At 65.1% G+C, this 19,080-nt stretch carries 25 protein-coding genes; 10 read left to right on the top strand and 15 right to left on the bottom strand.

Translation table 11 applies throughout. The features are described 5' to 3' along the window. From AX681_RS22415 to AX681_RS08085, 3 genes are all read left to right on the top strand, one after another. Positions 1-477, top strand: a 477-nt coding sequence (locus tag AX681_RS22415; RefSeq protein WP_066682021.1) for a hypothetical protein, incomplete at its 5' end; no start/stop codon positions are given. After that, positions 474-818, top strand: a complete 345-nt coding sequence (locus AX681_RS08090) for an ArsC family reductase (RefSeq protein ID WP_066662352.1) — start codon at positions 474-476, stop codon at positions 816-818. The genes AX681_RS22415 and AX681_RS08090, both read left to right, overlap by 4 nt. Positions 819-883: 65 nt before the next feature. After that, positions 884-1,318, top strand: coding sequence for a hypothetical protein (locus AX681_RS08085; protein WP_066662356.1), 435 nt, complete (start codon positions 884-886; stop codon positions 1,316-1,318). Positions 1,319-1,336: 18 nt separating this feature from the next. Here AX681_RS08085 and AX681_RS08080 read toward each other — a convergent pair whose 3' ends face one another. The 3 genes from AX681_RS08080 to AX681_RS08070 are packed head-to-tail and all read right to left on the bottom strand — an operon-like array spanning position 1,337 to position 2,395. Continuing rightward, the gene (locus AX681_RS08080; RefSeq protein ID WP_066662359.1) at positions 1,337-1,552 is read right to left on the bottom strand and encodes a helix-turn-helix transcriptional regulator; all 216 of its coding nucleotides are present in this window, start codon (positions 1,550-1,552) and stop codon (positions 1,337-1,339) included. Next, entirely contained in the window at positions 1,545-1,976 is a 432-nt protein-coding gene (locus AX681_RS08075) for a hypothetical protein (RefSeq protein ID WP_066662362.1), read from the bottom strand. Before AX681_RS08075 ends, AX681_RS08080 begins: the two co-directional genes overlap by 8 nt. Before the next feature lie 2 nt (positions 1,977-1,978). Beyond that, on the bottom strand, positions 1,979-2,395 hold the full coding sequence (locus AX681_RS08070; RefSeq protein WP_066662365.1) for a hypothetical protein: 417 nt from the start codon (positions 2,393-2,395) through the stop codon (positions 1,979-1,981). Positions 2,396-2,520: 125 nt separating this feature from the next. Here AX681_RS08070 and panB point away from each other — a divergent pair, with 125 nt between their 5' ends. From panB to AX681_RS08045, 5 genes are all read left to right on the top strand, one after another. Next, on the top strand, positions 2,521-3,381 hold the full coding sequence (gene panB / locus AX681_RS08065; RefSeq protein ID WP_066662367.1) for a 3-methyl-2-oxobutanoate hydroxymethyltransferase: 861 nt from the start codon (positions 2,521-2,523) through the stop codon (positions 3,379-3,381). 59 nt (positions 3,382-3,440) lie between these two features. After that, positions 3,441-4,157 carry a tetratricopeptide repeat protein gene (locus tag AX681_RS08060; RefSeq protein WP_231733794.1) on the top strand — a complete coding sequence of 239 codons (717 nt, stop codon included), beginning with the start codon at positions 3,441-3,443 and terminating at the stop codon, positions 4,155-4,157. After that, entirely contained in the window at positions 4,154-5,476 is a 1,323-nt protein-coding gene (locus AX681_RS08055; protein WP_066662371.1) for a PQQ-like beta-propeller repeat protein, read from the top strand. The genes AX681_RS08060 and AX681_RS08055 overlap by 4 nt, the downstream gene beginning before the upstream one ends. A 26-nt stretch (positions 5,477-5,502) precedes the next feature. Continuing rightward, a complete protein-coding gene (gene der, locus AX681_RS08050) occupies positions 5,503-6,867 on the top strand; it encodes a ribosome biogenesis GTPase Der (RefSeq protein WP_066662374.1) in 1,365 nt (454 codons plus the stop codon). A 103-nt stretch (positions 6,868-6,970) separates the two neighbouring features. After that, positions 6,971-7,384, top strand: coding sequence for an Hpt domain-containing protein (locus AX681_RS08045; RefSeq protein ID WP_231733795.1), 414 nt, complete (start codon positions 6,971-6,973; stop codon positions 7,382-7,384). A 1-nt stretch (position 7,385) separates the two neighbouring features. On the opposite strand, the gene bfr is transcribed toward AX681_RS08045, so the two are convergent. The 6 genes from bfr to AX681_RS08020 form a co-directional block, all read right to left on the bottom strand. Beyond that, positions 7,386-7,865: a bacterioferritin gene (gene bfr / locus AX681_RS08040; RefSeq protein WP_066662377.1), complete on the bottom strand. Its 480-nt coding sequence runs from the start codon at positions 7,863-7,865 to the stop codon at positions 7,386-7,388. Positions 7,866-7,970: 105 nt separating this feature from the next. Further along, positions 7,971-8,141 carry a (2Fe-2S)-binding protein gene (locus AX681_RS21375; RefSeq protein ID WP_082738054.1) on the bottom strand — a complete coding sequence of 57 codons (171 nt, stop codon included), beginning with the start codon at positions 8,139-8,141 and terminating at the stop codon, positions 7,971-7,973. A 76-nt stretch (positions 8,142-8,217) separates the two neighbouring features. Continuing rightward, on the bottom strand, positions 8,218-9,459 hold the full coding sequence (locus tag AX681_RS08035) for a DUF418 domain-containing protein (protein ID WP_231733796.1): 1,242 nt from the start codon (positions 9,457-9,459) through the stop codon (positions 8,218-8,220). 57 nt (positions 9,460-9,516) lie between these two features. Further along, positions 9,517-9,933: a DUF3052 family protein gene (locus AX681_RS08030; protein WP_066662380.1), complete on the bottom strand. Its 417-nt coding sequence runs from the start codon at positions 9,931-9,933 to the stop codon at positions 9,517-9,519. Between the two features lie 132 nt (positions 9,934-10,065). Continuing rightward, positions 10,066-12,270: a phosphoribosylformylglycinamidine synthase subunit PurL gene (gene purL / locus AX681_RS08025; RefSeq protein ID WP_066662383.1), complete on the bottom strand. Its 2,205-nt coding sequence runs from the start codon at positions 12,268-12,270 to the stop codon at positions 10,066-10,068. Positions 12,271-12,324: 54 nt separating this feature from the next. After that, complete coding sequence (locus AX681_RS08020; protein ID WP_066662407.1) at positions 12,325-13,782, bottom strand: phospholipase D-like domain-containing protein; 1,458 nt, start codon at positions 13,780-13,782, stop codon at positions 12,325-12,327. Between the two features lie 78 nt (positions 13,783-13,860). On the opposite strand from AX681_RS08020, the gene AX681_RS08015 reads away from it, so the two are divergent. Beyond that, positions 13,861-14,232, top strand: coding sequence for a PAS domain-containing protein (locus tag AX681_RS08015; RefSeq protein ID WP_066662396.1), 372 nt, complete (start codon positions 13,861-13,863; stop codon positions 14,230-14,232). Here AX681_RS08015 and arsC read toward each other — a convergent pair. From arsC to aroQ, 4 genes are all read right to left on the bottom strand, one after another. After that, on the bottom strand, positions 14,229-14,564 hold the full coding sequence (gene arsC / locus AX681_RS08010) for an arsenate reductase (glutaredoxin) (RefSeq protein ID WP_066662409.1): 336 nt from the start codon (positions 14,562-14,564) through the stop codon (positions 14,229-14,231). The two genes, AX681_RS08015 and arsC, sit on opposite strands and share 4 nt — an antisense overlap. Then, positions 14,561-15,922, bottom strand: coding sequence for an acetyl-CoA carboxylase biotin carboxylase subunit (gene accC, locus AX681_RS08005; RefSeq protein WP_066662399.1), 1,362 nt, complete (start codon positions 15,920-15,922; stop codon positions 14,561-14,563). Before accC ends, arsC begins: the two co-directional genes overlap by 4 nt. Before the next feature lie 6 nt (positions 15,923-15,928). Continuing rightward, positions 15,929-16,411, bottom strand: coding sequence for an acetyl-CoA carboxylase biotin carboxyl carrier protein (gene accB, locus AX681_RS08000; RefSeq protein WP_066682019.1), 483 nt, complete (start codon positions 16,409-16,411; stop codon positions 15,929-15,931). Positions 16,412-16,512: 101 nt separating this feature from the next. Then, complete coding sequence (aroQ, locus tag AX681_RS07995; protein WP_066660588.1) at positions 16,513-16,947, bottom strand: type II 3-dehydroquinate dehydratase; 435 nt, start codon at positions 16,945-16,947, stop codon at positions 16,513-16,515. Between the two features lie 80 nt (positions 16,948-17,027). Between aroQ and thiS the strand changes: the two genes are divergently transcribed. Then, complete coding sequence (gene thiS / locus AX681_RS07990) at positions 17,028-18,032, top strand: sulfur carrier protein ThiS (protein WP_082737968.1); 1,005 nt, start codon at positions 17,028-17,030, stop codon at positions 18,030-18,032. Here the strand turns inward: thiS and AX681_RS07985 are convergent. Both AX681_RS07985 and AX681_RS07980 read right to left on the bottom strand, forming a co-directional pair. Further along, positions 18,029-18,637, bottom strand: a complete 609-nt coding sequence (locus AX681_RS07985) for a hypothetical protein (RefSeq protein ID WP_066660590.1) — start codon at positions 18,635-18,637, stop codon at positions 18,029-18,031. The genes thiS and AX681_RS07985 overlap by 4 nt on opposite strands. After that, on the bottom strand, positions 18,637-19,080 hold a 444-nt coding region (locus AX681_RS07980), incomplete at its 5' end, for a class I SAM-dependent DNA methyltransferase (protein WP_066682017.1). The genes AX681_RS07985 and AX681_RS07980, both read right to left, overlap by 1 nt.

Below are 19,080 nucleotides of genomic sequence, written 5' to 3'. Positions count from 1 at the left end.
GATCCCGCCGATGCGACGGGGCCGTTGCTCAATCTCGCACCCGAGGCGCTGAGCCTGGTCGATCCGCAGACCGGGCGTGCCCGCGAACTGGCGTTTGGCACGGCGCGGGAGATGACGGTGACCGGTGCCACGGCGGCGCTGGGCAAGCCGAGCGATACCGGGCGCAATGGCGAATGCGGCGAAGGCGCGATGGACTTTGTCGAGTTCGGCGGGCTGACGTTGTGGTTCCAGCAGGACAAGTTCGTCGGCTGGTTCCTTGACGGCGCGAAGCCCAAGCTGTCCACGGCGACCGGCGCAGGCATCGGGTCGACGCGCAAGGAGGTGGCGGACGCGCTGGCGATCAGCGACGTGCCGGACAGTTCGCTCGGGCGCGAGTTCACCACCGACGACGGTGACTTTTCCGGCCTGTTGGAGGGGGCTGGCGATGGTGCGAAGGTGACCGCGCTCTGGTCCGGTCAGGCGTGCATCTTCCGATGATCGCGCTTTACGGCATCCCCAATTGCGACACGGTCAAGAAGGCGCGGACCTGGCTCGACGCCAACGGCATCGCCTACACCTTCCACGACTATAAGAAAGAAGGTGCTGACCCGGCGCGGCTCGCGAAATGGGCCGATGCGGTGGGGTGGGAGCCGCTGCTCAACCGCGCCGGCACGACCTTTCGCAAGCTCGACGAAGCCGACCGGACCGAGATCGACGCGGCGAAGGCGCTGGCGCTGATGGCGGCGCACCCCTCCCTGATTAAGCGGCCGGTGGTCGAATATCGCGGCGGGCTGCTGGTCGGGTTCAAGGCGGATCAGTGGGCGAATGCCCTGCTCTGATCGCAGGATTGGCAATTCGGCGATTTACGATAGTCTCCCCGCATTGATTACAAGGGGAGGGCAAGATGACCGAAGAACCGTCGAAGGCGCCGATATGGTTGACCGTTGGCGCGGTGCTGTTGATCCTGTGGGGATTGTTGGGCTGCGCTTCGCTCTACATGCATTTCGTACTTGGGCCGGATGCCGATCCCAACGCCACGGCCTATGATCGCCAGCTTTATGCGTCGCTGCCACTATGGCTGAACATCATCTATGTGGTCGCGGTGCTTGGTGGATTGTTCGGTGCGATCGCATTGCTGCTGCGTCGGCAGGTGGCGGTGGTCCTGAGCCTCGTGTCTGTGGTCGCGGTGGTGATCCAGTTCGGCTGGATGTTCCTTGCCACCGATATCATCGCCATGAAGGGGGTGTGGACCACCTATTTCCCGGCATTCGTCGTCGCGGTGCAGCTGTTCCAGCTGTGGTTTGCGAACCGGGCAAAGGGCGGCGGGCTGTTGCGCTGATTCCATGGGGCAGGGGGATCACTCCCCCTCCCACTGGAACACCGCGTCGAGCGGCTTTCCGAAGGCCTGGGCGATGCGGAACGCGGTTTCGAGCGTGGGGGAATATTTGCCCTGCTCGATCGCCGCGATCGTCTGGCGGGTGACGCCGACCCGGTCGCCCAGCTCGGCCTGGGTCATCTCACCCGCCATGAAACGCAGCGTGCGGATCTGATTGCTGATCGGGGGATTAGCCATGCCAGCCTCGCCGATAGCTGACGACGATGACTGCGTCCCGCACGATTTCGGCGATGATGATCGCGGCCAGCGCCGAATTGGCCACCGCCCAGCCGGTGTCGGTCAGGGGCAACATGACGCCGACCCACAGCATCAGGCCGAGCAGCACATAATAGCCGATTGCGGCACCGCGCCGCGCGATCGATCGGTCGCGCTCATCGGGCTTGGCGCGCGCCTCGCTGCCCATCTGTGCGCGCAGGGTCAGCCAGCCAGTCCCCAGGATCAGCAACCGCACCACGGTCGCCGCACCGAAAAGCGCGACATATGTGAGCGTCTCCAATCGGCCCGGAGCGGGGTCGACCAAGCCTACGCCGATGAAATATCCGCCATAGGCAATCACCATGCCGATGAGTTCAAGCCAGGCGAGCTTTTCGCGATAGGCCATGATCAGACTCCCTTGCGATAGCCGAGCGCGGTGCCGCCGAACCGCACCGCTTCGGCGAGGATGAAGGCACCTGCCAGAGCAAAGACCGTGTCGGGGCCGTGCAGGCCGAAATGCAGCCAGATGATCACCGCGACCACGCCCAGAATCAGGGTGAGATAGGCCAAGCGGGTGGCGCGCAATCCGATCGCCCGGTCGCGCTCGTCGGCGGGGGCGTTGGCATCCCTTGGCGCGCTGATCGCCCAAATCGTCGCCGCCGCGATCATCACCGCCGCCTGTGCGACCGTCGCGACGATGAACGGACCGAGCATCGCCAGCCCGCGTGCCTGATGCGGCACGAATGCGAGGATGATGAAGAACGCGCCCCAGATCAGCACAGTGCTGACGAACGCCACCCATGCAATCTTTTCTCGAAACGCCATGCGCTTCCTCCCGTGTAAGCTCTATGCGACTCAATGTTATATATATCGAACATTGAGTCAAGATAGAGTAACATGGGATGCGAGGTCGCTGGCGTGGTCGCGCTGGCTCCGCTAGAGCGCGACCCATGTCCACGACCTTCACCATCGACACCTCGACCAGCCGCGCGACGCCAACTCCGGCACCGATGAAGCGGTTGACCGTCCCCGCGATTCAGGCGCGCAAGGGGAAGGAACCGGTGGTGATGCTGACCGCCTATACCGCGCGCATGGCGCAGCTGCTCGACCCGCATTGCGACGTGCTGCTGGTTGGCGACAGCCTGGGGCAGGTGATCTACGGCCTGCCGTCGACGCTGGCAGTGACGCTCGACATGATGTGCGCGCATGGCGCGGCGGTGGTGCGGGGCAGTTATCATTCGGTCGTCGTGATCGACATGCCGTTCGGCAGCTACGAAGCGAGCCCGCAACAGGCGTTCGACTCGGCCGCGCGGATCATGGCGGAGACGGGTGCTGCCGGCGTGAAACTGGAGGGCGGGGCGGCGATGGCCGAAACGGTCGCGTTCCTCACCGCGCGCGGCATTCCGGTCATGGGCCATATCGGCTTGACGCCACAGGCGGTGAACGCGCTGGGCGGCTATGGCGCGCGCGGGCGCGGCAATGCCGAATTCGCCAAGATCATCGGCGACGCCAAAGCGGTGGCCGAAGCCGGTGCCTTTGCGATCGTCGCCGAGGGCGTGGTCGAGACCCTCGCGAATGAGATCGTCGCCGCTGTCGGCTGCCCCGTGATCGGCATCGGCGCGTCGGCGCAGTGCGACGGCCAGGTGCTGGTGACCGAGGACATGCTGGGCCTGTTCGAGCGCACGCCGCGCTTCGTGAAGAAATTCGACGACATGGCTGGCCGCATTTCCGCCGCGGTCGAACGCTATGCCGGAGCCGTGCGCGACCGGAGTTTTCCCGGCGACGAACAAGTCTATAAGCCGAAGGACTGACGCTTTCGTTTCCCGTCCGGCGCGGCTAAGGTCCGCGCCCGCACCCCCTGATTTTCCCGATGGAGTTACCCTTGGCGCTGAGCCCGCAAAGCAACGATGCCTTTCTGCGTGAAGTCGATGAAGAGCTCCGCAAGGATCAGGCGCTGCACATCTGGCAGAACTACGGTCGCTGGATCATCGCGGCGGTCATCGTCGCGCTCGCGGCGTTCGGCGGGTTTCTCTACTGGCAGAGCCATAGCGAGGGTAAGCGAGCCGCCGAAGGCGACAAATATGCCGCCGCGTTCAAGGCGCTGGGCGAGAACAAGCCGCAGCTGGCCGAAACGTCGCTGAAGGAGCTCGCCGAGTCCAACACCACGGGGTTCAGCGCCAGCGCGCGCTTCACCCAGGCAACCCTGCTGCTGCAGAAGAACGACCTGAAGGGCGCGGCGGCGCTGATGGGCGCGATTGCGGCGGATACCAGCGTGCCGCAGGAGTTCCGCGACCTGGCGCTGATTCGCCAGACCATGATCGAATATGACACGATGAAGCCCGACACCGTCGTCGCGCGGCTCAGCGGTCTCGCGGTCAAGGACAGTCCCTGGTATGGCAGCGCGGGCGAGATGCTCGCCGGTGCCTATCTGCGGCAGGGCAAGCGGGCGCAGGCAGGCAAGCTCTATGGCGAGATCGCCAAGGACGAGCGCGTTCCGCGATCGATCCGTCAACGCGCGGTTCAGATGGCCGGCGTACTGGGTGTCGACGCGATCGTCGATGAGGGTGAGGACAAGAAAGCAAAATGATCAAGTCGGTTCGTATCCCGGTCGCCCTCGCGGCGCTGGTCGCGTTGAGCGCGTGCGGCATCTTCAAGGGCGGTGGTAACAAGACCCCGGTGCTGGGGCAGCGCGTGCCGATCCTGGCCGGCGAGTCGGGCATCACCGCCGACAAGACGATCGCCGAGGTCCAGGTCGTGCTGCCGATGGCGGCGGTCAATCCGGGCTGGACGCAGCCGGGCGGCAATGCGTCGAAGGTGATGGGCCATCTCGCGCTCGGCCAAGCACCGGTGCGCGCATGGTCGGCGAAGATCGCCGGGACCACCGGCCGCGTGCGCTTGGCCGCTGCACCGGTCGTAGCCGATGGCAAGCTGTTCGTGGTCGACACCGAGGCGGTCGTCCATGCTTTTGACGCCAGCACCGGTGCCAAGCTGTGGTCGCTGGCGACATCGGCCGACAAGGAAAACCGCAAGGCGGCATTCGGCGGCGGCGTGAGCTTCGAAGGTGGCCGGGTCTTCGCGACCAACGGGCTGGGCGATGTCGTCGCGATCGATGCGGCAGCGGGCACCGAAGTGTGGCGCAAGAAGCCGGGCGGGCCGCTGCGCGGCGCGCCGACCTTGTTCCTCGGCAATGCCTATGTCGTGTCGCAGGACAATCAGCTGTTCGCACTGGCGCAGGCCGATGGCGCCGTGGTGTGGACCCAGTCGGGCACCCCGGAAACGCAGGGCGTATTCGGCGTCGCGGCTCCGGCGGCGGCACAGGGCACGATCGTCGCGGGCTTCTCGTCGGGCGAACTCAACGCCTATCGCTATGAAAATGGCCGGTCGCTGTGGACCGATACGCTGTCGCGTTCGACCATCTCGACCTCGGTGTCGAGCCTGGTCGACATCGATGCCGAGCCGGTGATCGATCAGGGCCGGGTCTATGCGGTGGGGCAGGGCGAGCGCATGGCGTCGTTCGAACTCGCCTCGGGTCAGCGCGTCTGGGAACAGAATTTCGCCGGTATCTCGACTCCGTGGATCGCGGGTGAGTGGATTTTCGTGATGACCGACGATGCGCGGCTCGTCTGCATTGCGCGCGGCAGCGGCAAGATCCGCTGGATCAGCCAGATGCGCGCGTGGCGCGACGAAGAGGACAAGAAGGGCCCGATCACCTGGGTCGGCCCGGTCCTGGCCGGCGATCGGCTGTGGCTGGGCAATTCGCGCGGCGAGCTGGTGTCCGTTTCGCCGTCCGATGGCAGCACCGGTTCGACCATCGAGGTGGGCGACAAGATCAGCCTGAGCCCGATCGTCGCGAACAACACGCTCTACATCCTCAGCGACAAGGGTGAGATCACCGCCTATCGCTGAGGCGTTAGTTGCGGTAGGGGGCGCGGATGCGTCTTCCTACCGTAGCGATCATCGGCCGGCCTAATGTCGGCAAATCGACCCTGTTCAACCGGCTCGTCGGCAAGCGCCTGGCGCTCGTCGACGATCAGCCCGGCGTCACCCGAGACCGGCGGGAGGGCGATGGCGACCTGCTCGGCTGCCCGTTCCGCATCATCGACACCGCAGGCTTCGAGGACGAGGACCCCGCGAGCCTCCCCGGCCGCATGCGGGCGCAGACCGAGGCGGCCGTGCGCGAAGCGGATGTCGCACTGTTCATGATCGACGCGCGGGCGGGCATCACCCCGCTCGACGAAGAGGTCGCACGCTGGCTGCGCAGCTCCGGCACGCCGATCGTGCTGCTGGCGAACAAGGCCGAGGGACGCGCAGCCGAACCGGGCATCCATGAGGCGATGGCGCTGGGGCTGGGCGATCCGGTGCCCTTCTCCGCCGAACATGGCGAGGGCATCGCCGATCTGTTCGAAGCGCTGCAGCCCTTTATCGACCGTGAGGACGACGAGATCGAGGAGGAGGACGACGAGTCCCCCGATGCCCCGCTCAAACTGGCGGTGGTCGGCCGTCCGAATGCGGGCAAATCGACGCTGATCAACAAGATTCTGGGGCAGGACCGGCTGATCACCGGGCCCGAGGCAGGGATCACCCGCGATTCGATCGCGATCGAATGGCTGTGGACCGATGAGGACGGCAATGAGCGCCCGGTCCGCCTGATCGACACCGCCGGCATGCGCAAGCGCGCCAAGGTGCAGGAGAAGCTGGAGAAGCTGTCGGTCGCGGATGCGCTGCGTGCGGTGGATTTCGCCGAAGTCGTGGTGCTGCTGCTTGACGCGACCAAGGGGCTGGAGGTGCAGGACCTGAAGATCGCGGACAAGGTGCTGCAGGAAGGCCGCGCGCTCGTCATCGCGCTCAACAAATGGGACGTGGCCGAGAATCAGTCGCGCCTGTTCAACGGCGTCAAGGGCGCGCTTGACGAAGGGCTGGCGCAGGTAAAGGGCGTGCCGTTGCTCACGGTGTCGGCGGCAACGGGGAAGGGGCTCGATACCCTGATCCGCGTCGCGTTCGAGACGCGCGAGGCGTGGTCGCGGCGCATCACAACCGGCCAGCTCAACCGCTGGTTCGAACGCGCGATCGAGGCGAATCCTCCGCCCGCGCCTGGCGGCAAGCGGATCAAGCCGCGCTACGTCACCCAGGCGAAGACGCGTCCGCCCAGCTTCATCCTGTTCGGCACGCGGGTCGACCTGCTCCCGCAAAGCTATGAGCGCTATCTGGTCAACAGCATGCGCAAGGAGTTCGGCTTTGGCGCGGTGCCGGTGCGCCTGACCATGCGGCCGTCGAAGAACCCGTTCGACAAGGATTAACGCCCAGCCCCGGCGCCCACAGGAAAACGGTTTCACGTCAACCGGACGTTTACCCACTTACCCATATCAGTGATCGCACGCATTGGATGCGCGGGAGGTTGATGTGGCGACGCTCGATGGGGACCGGCTGGTGGACTGGACGGCGTTCGCGCATGCCCGGGCGCAGCTCGGTGCCAACTTCGTGCGGATCCTCGGCTATTTTCAGGAAGATGGCGTCAAGTCATTGGCACGGATCGAAGAAGCGATGCGCGCCAACAACGCCGCCGCCATGGTGCTGCCCGCGCACACGCTGAAAGGCGAATCGCGCCAGTTCGGGGCGGAGCCGCTGGCTGAATGTGCCGCCGCGATTGAGGAGATTGCGCGGCATTGCGTCGAAAACCGTTACGAGCCGAGTGAAGCGCTGAAGCTGGTCGTCGAACTGCGCCCGCTGTTCCACGCAACCTTGGCACTGCTGGAGCGCGAGGCAAACCCGCTGGTCGAACGGCGCCCGATGTTCGGACGCCGCCCGGCGGCGTAGCTCAGGCTTCTTCCGGCTTGGCGTTGAGCTGGATGTAGTTCTGGATTCCCATCCGCTCGATCATCTCGAACTGGGTTTCGAGCGTATCGACATGCTCTTCCTCACTGTCGAGGATGCGCTGAAACAGGTCGCGGCTGCCATAGTCGCGGACTTTTTCGCAATGCTCGATCGCGTCGCGGAGCAGCGCGACCGCTTCATATTCCAGCTCCAGATCGGCCTTGAGCGCCTCTTCGACCGTCTCGCCGATGCGCAGCCGGCCGAGCAGCTGGAAATTGGGCAGGCCGTCCAAGAATAGGATGCGCTCGGCGAGCATGTCGGCATGCTTCATCTCGTCGATCGATTCGTGGCGCTCGAACTCGGCGAGCTTCTTCACGCCCCAATGATCGAACAGGCGATAGTGCAGCCAATACTGGTTGATCGCGGTCAGCTCGCCCTTGAGCACCTCGTTCAGATAATCGATGACCTTGGGATCGCCCTTCATGCCGCACCTTTCGTGTTCGGTTTTCAGGCGCAACTATAGCGCGATCAGGACGCGTCAAATAGCCAGAAAATGGCGGATTTCTGCGGCTTAGCGCAGATGCGAACGCTACGCAGCAGCGCGTTCGGCGTCGATAATGGCTCGCGCAAACGGGACACACTGACCGCACTTCGCTTGACGTCCGAGCGCACGATAGGCCTGACAGGCACTGATCGCACCTTCACGCGCCGCAGCGCGGACGTCCTTTTCACGAATGGCGTTACAGACACAGACGACCATGCAAACCTCTCACCCGTCTCAGTATAGCTAAGGCGAGTGAGAGTGATTCGCAACAGTTATTGCGTGGCGTTCGCAATCAGTGCGTGATCGCGCCGCCCGCCATGGCTTGCGGCCGCCCGCGCGCCAGGCTGCGCCATAGCCATTCAAGCGGCCCGTAAGCGAATCGCTCGAGCCACGGCTTCGACCACAGCAGGATCAGCGTCCAAACGCCGAGCACGACCAGATACACCTCGGCCCGCGACAGGGCCCCGAACCAGCCAAGGCCGTAGCCGTAGAAAATGGTGGTGCAGATGAGGCTCGTCCCGAGATAGTTGGTGAATGCCATCCGTCCGGCAGCGGCAAGCCGGTCGGTCAGGAAACCGCCCGGGCGCATCAGCAGCACGATCAGGCTGGCCCAGCCCATGATCATCAGCGGGCGGATCGGCGTGGTCAGCACCATCGATGCCGCCGTCACCTCGAACAAACGGAAATCCGACCGGATCATCCATAGTGCCAGTGCGGCATAGGCCGGAATTCCGATCCCGAACCCAATCGCGACCCAGCGCCAGTAACGCCGCCGCTCCCACTGCCCGGTCAGCATGCCGCTGCGATACGCGGCCATGCCGAACAGCATATAGGCCAGCGTTTCCCAGCCATATTGGATCAGCCCAACCAGCGGCAGCCATTTGGTTTCCTTGAACCGATCGACCGCAATGCTCCACCAGTCGCCGCGGAACAGCGCCACTTCCTTGGTCAGCCATGCCTCGGACGGCTGGCCGAAGGCCTCGTTCAGCCCTTCCAGCGCCTTTTCCATCCCCGGCTGCGCAGGCGTGATCTGGGCCATGGCAGCAACGAGCGGGATGAAGGCGGTGACGATGAATTGGGGCACCAGCAGGATGCAGCCGACGATCAGCAGCGTCTTGATCCGCGCGTTGCGGAAGAAGAAGGCGATCATGCCGATCAGCGCATAATGGCTGAGGATATCGCCGAACCAAATCGCCCAGAGATGGACCAGGCCAAAGGCGAGCAGCCAGATCATCCGTGCATAATGCACGCCCGCAGCGCTTTCGCCCTTCGCCGTCGCGCGCTCGATCACCAGCAGGGTGGATGCGCCGAACAGGAAGGAGAACAGGCCGCGCATCTTGCCGTCGAACAGGATGAAATTGCCCAGCCACACACCAAGGTCGATCCCCTCGGCTCCGCCATAGGCCGCGGGATTAAAATAGGCCGGCATCGGCATCGCGAAACCGATGATGTTGAGCAGCAGGATGCCGAGCACTGCGACGCCGCGAACGGTGTCGAGCGTCAGATAGCGGTCTCCCGCCATGGTCGTGGTCATGATCAGTTCCCCCCGTGTTAGCGGAGGAATACACTTGTCCACGGACTGGCGCCAGCCTCAACCCGCGTCGCGCAATTCCTTGCGGATCATCAGCTTCAGGCCGGACCAGGTCGCGTCGACCGCGCACACCTTCACATCGACCAGTCCCAGCGGCAGCGCGACCTCGCGGATCGTGTCCTCGATGATGTCGGTGTCCATCTTCGCCGCCTTTTTGGGCCAGGAAACCCAGATGAAACCGCTGGGGGCAATCAGCTGGCGCAGGGCGGCGACCTCGCGGGCCAGCGTGGCGCGCTCCGTGACGAACACATGCGCGGCATCGATCCCGGTGCACGGGGCGGCGAGAAGTTCGAGGCCGAGGTCATCGAGCCGCGCCTCCGCACGCACGCTGTCGGGCATATCGGCGATGAACAGCCGCATCCCGGGCTTGAAGCCGAGCTTGTCGGCGAGCGCTGTGGTCGAATAGCCGGCGGTCATCGGTCCCTCCTGCAGGTCGAAGCCTCGCCAGGTCGGGCGAGTCGGGCAGGAGGGTGACAGATTTAGGGCGTCGGAAGAAGCCCGGCCCCGGCTCGGGCCCGGGGCGCCGGTTCAGTCGTGCGCGTGTTGGGTTCAGCTGCCCATCAATGCGGGAAAGAAGCCTTCATGCGCGGTGCGCAGGTCGTCGATCGTCACGCACCAGTCGCCTTCGTCGAGCTCGAAGATCAACCGATCCTTGATCGTGCGGCCCATCGGGTCTGCGGGAACGTCGGCGGCGGCAGCGGCGCTGAGGAATTCGGTCAGCGCCTCGTCCGGCACGGTGACGATGTACAGGCCCTGATCCTCGCCAAAGAAGCTGCCCGCGATGCCGAACGGCTGGGCTTGATCGATCGTCGCGCCGATGCCGCTGGCGAGGGCCATTTCGGCGAGGGTCACCGCGACGCCGCCGTCCGACACGTCATGGACGGCGTTGACCAGACCGCGCGTGATCATGTCGCGGATGAAATCGCCGGTGCGCTTTTCGGCCTTCAGATCGACCGGCGGGGGCGGGCCTTCCTCGCGACCGTGGATTTCGCGCAGCCAGATCGACTGGCCGAGATGGCCCATGCGCTCACCCACAGCGATGATTGCGTCGCCGGTCGCCTTGAACCCGATCGTCATCGACTTGGACCAGTCGGCCAAGATGCCAACGCCGCCGATCGCGGGGGTGGGGAGGATCGCCGATCCGCCGCCGGTCGCCTTGCTTTCATTGTAGAGCGAGACGTTGCCCGACACGATCGGGAAGTCGAGCGCGCGGCAGGCGTCGCCCATGCCTTCGAGACAGCCGACGATCTGGCCCATGATCTCGGGCCGCTGGGGGTTGGCGAAGTTGAGGCAGTTGGTGACCGCGAGCGGGGTCGCGCCGACGCTGGTCAGGTTGCGCCACGCCTCGGCAATCGCCTGCTTGCCGCCCTCGACCGGGTCGGCGAAGCAATAGCGCGGGGTGCAGTCGGTGGTCATCGCCAGCGCCTTGTCGGTGCCATGGACGCGGACCACAGCGGCGTCGCCGCCGGGGCGCTGAACGGTGTCAGCGCCGACCATGTGGTCATATTGCTCCCAGATCCAGCGGCGCGAGGCGATGTCGGGCGAACCCATCAGCTTGATCAGGTCGGCGGCGATATCGGTCGATTCCGGCTCGTCCGACAAGTCGGCGGGCTTGGGCGTCGGCACGTGCGGGCGGTCATAGAGCGGCGCTTCGTCCGCCAGCGGGGCGAGCGGGATATCGGCGAGGATATCGCCCTTCCACTTCAGCACCATGCGGCCAGTATCGGTGACGGTGCCGATCACCGCAAAGTCCAGCTCCCATTTGCGGAAGATCGCTTCGGCGAAATCCTCGCGGCCGGGCTTGAGCACCATGAGCATACGCTCCTGGCTCTCCGACAGCATCATTTCGTACGGCGTCATGCCGGTTTCGCGCTGCGGGACATTGTCCATGATCAGCTCGATGCCGACGCCACCCTTCGACGCCATCTCGACGCTCGACGAGGTGAGGCCCGCCGCGCCCATATCCTGGATCGCGACGATCGCGTCCGACGCCATCAGCTCCAGGCATGCCTCGATCAGCAGCTTCTCGGTGAAGGGGTCGCCGACCTGCACGGTCGGGCGCTTCTCGTCGCTATGCTCGTCGAAATCGGCGCTGGCCATGGTCGCGCCATGGATGCCGTCGCGGCCCGTCTTCGACCCGACATAGACCACGGGGTTGCCGATGCCCGCGGCGGCGCTGTAGAAAATCTTGTCGGTCTGGGCGACGCCCACGGTCATCGCGTTGACCAGGATGTTGCCGTCATAGGCCTTGTGGAAATTGACCTCGCCACCGACTGTCGGGACGCCGACGCAATTGCCATAACCGCCGATGCCATGGACCACGCCGGAGATGAGGTGCTTCATCTTCGGATGATCGGGGCGACCGAAGCGCAGCGCGTTCATGTTGGCAATCGGCCGCGCGCCCATGGTGAACACGTCACGCAAAATGCCGCCAACGCCGGTCGCCGCGCCCTGATAGGGTTCGATGTAGGACGGGTGGTTGTGGCTCTCCATCTTGAAGATCGCCGCCTGCCCGTCGCCGATGTCGATCACGCCGGCATTCTCGCCGGGGCCGCAGATCACCCAGGGGGCGGTGGTCGGCAGCTTCTTCAAATGGATGCGGCTCGACTTGTAGCTGCAATGCTCGGACCACATCACCGAGAAGATGCCGAGCTCGGTCAGGTTCGGCTCGCGCCCCATCGCGTGCAGGACGCACTGATATTCCTCGGGCGACAGGCCGTGCTCGGCGACGATTTCGGGCGTGATCTGAGTCATGGCGCGCGCATAGCGGGGCGGGCGCGGTTCGTCATCCCCTTGCGCGCTCCAGGGTCAGCGCTTGCGCAGTCGCCGCAACAGTCCGCCCTTGGTCATCGCCTCGAACGGCGATTCATCACCCGCATCGAGGATCTGGTTCTCCGCCAGCCATTCCTCGATACTGCTCAGGTCGGGCACTTCATAAGGCCGCAGTGTTCGCCCGCTGACGCGCAGCGCCTCGACCGCAGCGATCAGCGATCCTTCGCCGTCGATCCGCTCCGCCACGGTCAGCGAATCGGTGCCGAGATGTTCGGCGAGCAGGCCGTTGCGGATCGCGGCGATGCGGGCGGCTTCGTCCGCCGTGCCCGCAGCCAGCGCCACATCGCACTCGGTGTCTAGGCCGAGCGAGCGGTTGTTGAAGTTGGACGAGCCGACGCGCAGGAAGCGGTCGTCGACGACCAGCACCTTGGCGTGGACGTAAATCGCGTCGCCCGCCGCCGTATAGGGATGGTAGAGGCGCAGCCGGTCGTGCGGATCACGCTGCTTGAGCGCCTGGAACAGCCGCGCGCGCGCGGTGTCCATAGCGGTCTGCTCCAGCCAGCCATCGGCGCTGTGCGGATTGATGATCACGAACTCCGGCCCGTCGGGTTCGGCGAGGCGCTTGGCGATCGCCTCGGCAATGGCACGCGAGGCGAAATACTGGCTTTCGGCATAGACGAAACGGCGCGCGGACGCGATCAGGTCGAGATAGAGGCGCTCGATTTCCTGCACCGGTGCCTCGTCGTTCAGCTCCGGCTGCGTCCGCGCGATGGCTACGCGGATGTCGGTGAAGTCGGGTGCGAGCCCATCCGGCCAGCAGTCCTGATCCACGTCCGGCCGCTCGATCCGGCTCCCGCCGGCGCGGTGCCAGCGCTCCCGGCACAGATCGCCCAGCATCGCGGCGGCCGGTCCTTGGATGGCGGTCGTCGCGTCGTGCCACGGCATATAGGCGTCGCCGCCGGGATTGGTCCGCCCCGGATCGCCATCGGCATGGCCGCGCGTATCCCAGCGCCCAAGTGTCATGTCGATCCCGCCGCAAAAAGCGATGCAATCGTCGATCACCACGATCTTCTGATGATGTGACGCGCCGGGCGGATGGGTCGAATCGAGCTTCAGATGGATGCGGTTCGCCAGCTTCCATTCGACCAGCGTCTGCAGCGTCCGGCCGCGCAATAACGATGCGAGCGCGCCGATGTCCCAGCGCAGGATATGCACCTCAAGCTCAGGGGTCTGCTCCGTGATCCAGGTGATGAACGCGCCCACTTCGCGCGGCGCTTCCGGATGGTCGGGCGGGTCGTCGTGCGTCAGCAGGATGCGCGCGTCGAAGTCCCATCCGATCAGCAGGATCTGCTTCTTGGCCTTCAGCATCGCTGCGCGCGCGATGCGAAAATAGTCTTCGGCATCGACGATCACCGACAGCCGGGTAGCCTCCGCCGTGCGCCAGCAGTTGCGGCCAGGCTCCAGGATCAGCGAGTCTTCGGAACCGGCGGGCATATCGAAACGATAGCCGCCGGTGCACAAAAGGTCACGCGTTCACTGGACATTAGCAAAACGCTTGGTAACCAGTCGGCCATGGATACGATGTCGCGAACGATGCTTCCGATCCAGGCGCGCTGGGAGTGCGATCTTGCCGATGATTCGCTGACCTGGAGCGACGGCGTATATGACCTGTTTGGTATCGAACGCGGCGCGCCGGTCACGCGCGACGCCATTGTCGCCATGTACTCCGCCGAATCGCGCGAAGAGCTTCGCCGCCTGCGCGCGGCAGCGATCGCCGAGTGTGGCAGCTTTACCTTCGAGGCAAAGATTCGTCGTCCCGACGGCCAGTTGCGCTGGATGCGCGTGACCGCGGATGTCGCGGTCGAGAATGGCGTTGCGCGGTATCTGTATGGCACCAAGATCGACGTGACAGAGGAAGTGCTGGGCGCGCAGGTCGCGGCTTAAAGGATTTCCCGCACCCGCTCCGGAGGGCGGCCCAGCCGCACGCCGGTGTCGGTTTCGACCAGCGGGCGCTCGATCAGGATCGGGTCAGCGGCCATCGCGTCCAGGATCGCGTCGTCCGACGCATGTTTGAGCGCCTTGGCCCCGGCCTCCGCCGTGCGCAGCCCGTCGCGCGGCGACATCCCGCCCTTGGCATAAAGCCGCGCCAGTTGCTCGCGCGACGGCGGGGTCTTGAGATATTCGACGACCCTCACGGTGGCGCCGGCGTCCCTCAGGATCGCCAGCGCCTCACGCGATTTGGAACAGCGCGGGTTGTGGTAGATCGTGGCGTTCACGCCGCGTCCTGCTTCGCCAGCCACTCTTCCAGCCACTTGATCGTATAGTCGCCCTGCTGGAATTCCGGCACGTCGAGCAGTGCCTGATGCAGCGGGATTGTGGTCTTCATCCCCTGACCCTCGATCACGAACTCCTCGAGCGCGCGGCGCAGGCGGCGCAGTGCGCCCTGGCGGGTCGTGCCGTACACGATCAGCTTGGCGATCATGCTGTCGTAATAAGGCGGGATCTTGTAGCCCGAATAGAGGCCGCTATCGACGCGCACGTTCATGCCGCCCGGCGCGTGATACTGCGTGACCTTGCCAGGCGAGGGGGCGAAGGTGCGCGGATCCTCGGCATTGATGCGGCATTCGATCGCGTGGCCGCGGAACTGGACATCCTCCTGACGCAGCGTCAGCGGATGGCCTTCGGCGATGCGGATCTGTTCGCGGACGAGGTCGAGGCCGGTGATCGCTTCGGTCACCGGATGCTCGACCTGCAGGCGGGTGTTCATCTCGATGAAGTAGAACTCGCCATTTTCCCACAGGAACTCGATCGTTCCAGCGCCGCGATAGCCCATGTCCGCCATCGCCTTGGCACAGATCGCGCCGATGCGGTTGCGTTCCTCGGTCGACAGGACCGGAGAGGGGGCCTCTTCCAGCACCTTCTGGTGGCGGCGCTGGAGTGAGCAGTCGCGCTCGCCCAGATGGATGGCGTTGCCATTGCCGTCGCCGAACACCTGAATTTCGATGTGGCGCGGATTGCCGAGATATTTTTCGAGATAAACGGTGGCGTCGCCGAACGCGGCCTTTGCCTCGCTACCCGCCTGCTGCATCAGGGTTTCGAACTGGTCGGGGTCGGTGCAGACCTTCATGCCTCGACCGCCGCCGCCCGACGCGGCCTTGATGATGACCGGGTAGCCGATCGCTTCCGCCAACTTTTTCGCCTCGGTCACGTCGCTGATCGCGCCGTCCGATCCCGGGACGAGCGGCAGGCCCAGCGCGCCGGCGGTGCGCTTGGCCTCGACCTTGTCGCCCATGGTGCGGATATGCTCGGGCTTCGGGCCGACGAAGATCAGGTTATGCAACTCGACGATCTCGGCGAACTTGGCGTTTTCGCTGAGAAATCCATAGCCCGGATGAATCGCATCCGCGCCGCTGATCTCGGCCGCCGAGATGATGTTCGGGATGTTGAGATAGCTGTCGGTCGCCGCCGGCGGGCCGATGCAGATCGCCTCATCCGCCAACCGCACATGCATCGCGTCGGCATCGGCGGTGGAGTGCACCGCCACCGTCTTGATGCCCATTTCATGGCATGCGCGATGAATGCGCAGCGCGATCTCGCCGCGATTAGCGATCAGGAGTTTCTTGATCTCGGGCAAGGCGCGTTACTCGACCACGACGAGCGGCTGGTCGAACTCGACCGGCTGGCCATTATCGACCAGCACCGCCTTGACGGTCCCGCCATGCGGCGCGGCGATCGGGTTCATCACCTTCATCGCCTCAACGATCAGCAACGTGTCGCCGGCCTTCACCTGATCGCCGACCGAGATGAACGGCTTCGCGCCCGGCTCGGCAGAGAGATAGGCGGTGCCGACCATCGGCGACTTGACCGCGTTTTCATGTGCCGGGGTGATCGACGCGGGGTCGGAGGGCATCGCGGCTGGCGCGGCTGCCAGCGGTGCGGGGGCAGCGACCGGAGCGGGCGCGGCATAGGCGACCGGCGCAGCATTGATCTTGCGCGCGACACGGACCTTGCGATCGGCGTCCTCGACCTCGATCTCGGTCAGGTTGGTCTCGTCGAGCACCGCCGCCAGCTGGCGCACCAGCTCGATATCCACATGCATGCTCTTTTTATGATCTTCGCTCATGCGACCTCAAATGATGTTCGGTTCGCCCCGGAACCCGGACCGGCGCGCAGGAAAAGGGGCCTATTAGTCAAGATGACCCGGCTTGCAAACCGCTCGCCGCATCAAAGTCGCGCCGCCGCTTCGAGCGCGAGCAGATAGGACTGTGCGCCGAAGCCCGCGACCGTGCCCTTGGCGGCGCGTCCGACATAGCTGAGGTGCCGGAATTCCTCGCGTGCATGGGGGTTTGACAGATGCACTTCGATGACGGGCGTGCGGATCGACTTGATGCAATCGTACAGCGCGATGCTGGTGTGGGTGAAGGCACCTGCGTTCAGCAGCACCGCCTTGGCCCCGCGTGCCTGGGCTTCATGCATCCAGTCGACCAGATGCCCTTCGTGATTCGACTGACGGACATCGACGGTCAGGTCGAGGTCGCGGGCGCGGTCCTCCAGCATCCCGGCAATGTCGTCGAGCGTGTCGGAGCCATAGATCTCCGGCTCGCGCTTGCCGAGCAGGTTCAGGTTCGGACCATTGAGGACAAAGATCGTGTCGGCCAATTCGCTTCCCCAGGAATTTGCGGCCCGCATTTGAGCCTTGCGCCGAACTCCCTATATCGCAGCGCAGCGAAAGGACCAGCATGACTCACACCGACGGGACGATCACGATCACGGTCAATGGCGAGCATCGCCGCGTTGCAGGCGGGATCAGCCTTGCCGATCTGGCGAACGAGCTGGGGCTGGTGCCTGAGAAAGTCGCGGTGGAGCGCAACCTGGAGGTTGTGCCGCGTTCGACGCTGGCACAGGTGACGGTCGAGGATGGCGACGAGATCGAGATCGTGCATTTCGTCGGCGGCGGCGATCATGTCGCGACTGCGGATGACAGCTGGACCGTCGCGGGGCGGACCTTCAACTCGCGGCTGATCGTCGGGACCGGCAAGTACAAGGATTTTGCGCAGAACGCGGCGGCGGTCGAGGCCAGCGGTGCAGAGATCGTCACGGTGGCCGTACGGCGCGTCAATGTCAGCGACCCCAAGGCACCGATGCTGACCGACTTCATCGATCCCAAGAAGATCACCTACCTCCCCAACACCGCCGGCTGTTTCGACGCCGAGAGCGCGATCCGCACGCTGCGGCTGGCGCGGGAGGCGGGCGGTTGGGATCTTGTCAAGCTGGAGGTGCTGGGGGAGGCGAAGACGCTGTATCCCGACATGCACGAAACCCTGCGCGCGACCGAGGTGCTGGCCAAGGAAGGGTTCCTGCCCATGGTCTATTGCGTCGACGATCCGATTGCGGCGAAGCGGCTGGAGGATGCCGGCGCGGTTGCGATCATGCCGCTGGGCGCGCCGATCGGATCGGGCCTCGGCATCCAGAACCGCGTGACCATCCGCCTGATCGTCGAGGGCGCTAAGGTGCCGGTGCTGGTCGATGCGGGCGTCGGCACGGCGAGCGACGCGGCGGTGGCGATGGAGTTGGGCTGCGATGGCGTGCTCATGAACACCGCGATCGCCGAGGCCAAGGACCCGATCATGATGGCGCGCGCGATGAAGCTTGCCGTCGAAAGCGGGCGGCTGGCCTATCGCAGCGGGCGCATGGGTCAGCGGCGCTATGCCGATCCGTCGAGCCCGTTGGCGGGGCTGATCTAGGACGTTGGCTGCGGCGTCGGCGCAGCCTTGGCGATCCCGCGCCGGGCCGCTGCGCCGTCGAGATAGCTGCACAGGATCCGACGGTCGGACTCGCGGGCCATCACAGCGATTTGCGCGAGCGCTTGCGCTTCGGTCCGGTCCGCTGCGGCGACCATCCGGGCAAGCTGGGCCCGGCAGACCCGCTCCAGCGGCGTATCGCGACATGCGGTCAGGGCAGCGAGCATTGCGGTCGAGTGCGTTTTGGCAAGCGCCTCTGCGCGGATTTCGCGCATGCCGTCCTTGCGGCTGTGCGCGGCGCGTAAATTGAGCGAGGTGACGTCCCAATCGACTGACTTGGAGAAGGGCACGCCTTCCTCGCGCAGCAGTGCCGCCGGATCATAGCTACAGCCGCGCACCGATGCGGTGTCGGGGCCGCCGGACTGCAGCGTGGCCGGGCCATCGGGTGCCGCCGCATAAGCGCGCAGCAGTGCGTCGGCGACCGCCTGTCGCGCGCGTTCGGGATTGGGTGCCGTCGCCGCCCGATAGCTGTGCCACGCAACCGGGGCGCCGATCCAACCGACCGCGACAAATAACATCGCGCTCAACAGCCACACGATGAACCGCATCACATCTTCCCCACCAGCCAGACGGTAAACCCGCCGCAGCTTGCATCCTCGCTGACATGATTGACCACGGTCAGTCCGCTTTCGGCAAGCACGGTGCGATACTCGATTTGGGACAGGCTGGCGTGATACAGTTCCTCGCCCTCGAACTCGCCCATCGCCACCCCATGCACCGGGCCGGTGTTGAACAGCGCGACGCCGCCCTTGCGCAGCCACACGGCCATCCTTCGGATCAGCTTTTCCTGCCGCTCCACTTCCAGATGGAACAGGCTGCTCCAGGCAAGGATGCCGTCATACGCACCGCTATCGCCACCGAAGCGCATCATGTCGGCTTCGATCCAGCTGTGGCGGGCAAAGCGCGTGCGGGCGAGGTTGATCAGCGTCGTCGAAGTATCGACCCCGGTCACATGATGACCATGATCGACCAGGAAGCGCGCCACCGGCTC

Origin of the sequence: Sphingomonas sp. CCH9-E2, assembly GCF_001557215.1 — a bacterium.
Classification (GTDB): Bacteria; Pseudomonadota; Alphaproteobacteria; order Sphingomonadales; family Sphingomonadaceae; genus Sphingomonas.
This window is presented reverse-complemented; position numbering and strand designations above follow the sequence as displayed.

Bases quoted from the DNA above. Each gene is read 5' to 3' on its own strand.
- AX681_RS08090 (WP_066662352.1), top strand. From the start codon at position 474: ATGATCGCGCTTTACGGCATCCCCAATTGCGACACGGTCAAGAAGGCG.
- AX681_RS08085 (WP_066662356.1), top strand. From the start codon at position 884: ATGACCGAAGAACCGTCGAAGGCGCCGATATGGTTGACCGTTGGCGCG.
- AX681_RS08080 (WP_066662359.1), bottom strand. From the start codon at position 1,552: ATGGCTAATCCCCCGATCAGCAATCAGATCCGCACGCTGCGTTTCATG.
- AX681_RS08075 (WP_066662362.1), bottom strand. From the start codon at position 1,976: ATGGCCTATCGCGAAAAGCTCGCCTGGCTTGAACTCATCGGCATGGTG.
- AX681_RS08070 (WP_066662365.1), bottom strand. From the start codon at position 2,395: ATGGCGTTTCGAGAAAAGATTGCATGGGTGGCGTTCGTCAGCACTGTG.
- panB (WP_066662367.1), top strand. From the start codon at position 2,521: ATGTCCACGACCTTCACCATCGACACCTCGACCAGCCGCGCGACGCCA.
- AX681_RS08060 (WP_231733794.1), top strand. From the start codon at position 3,441: ATGGAGTTACCCTTGGCGCTGAGCCCGCAAAGCAACGATGCCTTTCTG.
- AX681_RS08055 (WP_066662371.1), top strand. From the start codon at position 4,154: ATGATCAAGTCGGTTCGTATCCCGGTCGCCCTCGCGGCGCTGGTCGCG.
- der (WP_066662374.1), top strand. From the start codon at position 5,503: ATGCGTCTTCCTACCGTAGCGATCATCGGCCGGCCTAATGTCGGCAAA.
- bfr (WP_066662377.1), bottom strand. From the start codon at position 7,865: ATGAAGGGCGATCCCAAGGTCATCGATTATCTGAACGAGGTGCTCAAG.
- AX681_RS21375 (WP_082738054.1), bottom strand. From the start codon at position 8,141: ATGGTCGTCTGTGTCTGTAACGCCATTCGTGAAAAGGACGTCCGCGCT.
- AX681_RS08035 (WP_231733796.1), bottom strand. From the start codon at position 9,459: ATGACCACGACCATGGCGGGAGACCGCTATCTGACGCTCGACACCGTT.
- AX681_RS08030 (WP_066662380.1), bottom strand. From the start codon at position 9,933: ATGACCGCCGGCTATTCGACCACAGCGCTCGCCGACAAGCTCGGCTTC.
- purL (WP_066662383.1), bottom strand. From the start codon at position 12,270: ATGACTCAGATCACGCCCGAAATCGTCGCCGAGCACGGCCTGTCGCCC.
- AX681_RS08020 (WP_066662407.1), bottom strand. From the start codon at position 13,782: ATGCCCGCCGGTTCCGAAGACTCGCTGATCCTGGAGCCTGGCCGCAAC.
- AX681_RS08015 (WP_066662396.1), top strand. From the start codon at position 13,861: ATGGATACGATGTCGCGAACGATGCTTCCGATCCAGGCGCGCTGGGAG.
- accB (WP_066682019.1), bottom strand. From the start codon at position 16,411: ATGAGCGAAGATCATAAAAAGAGCATGCATGTGGATATCGAGCTGGTG.
- thiS (WP_082737968.1), top strand. From the start codon at position 17,028: ATGACTCACACCGACGGGACGATCACGATCACGGTCAATGGCGAGCAT.
- AX681_RS07985 (WP_066660590.1), bottom strand. From the start codon at position 18,637: ATGCGGTTCATCGTGTGGCTGTTGAGCGCGATGTTATTTGTCGCGGTC.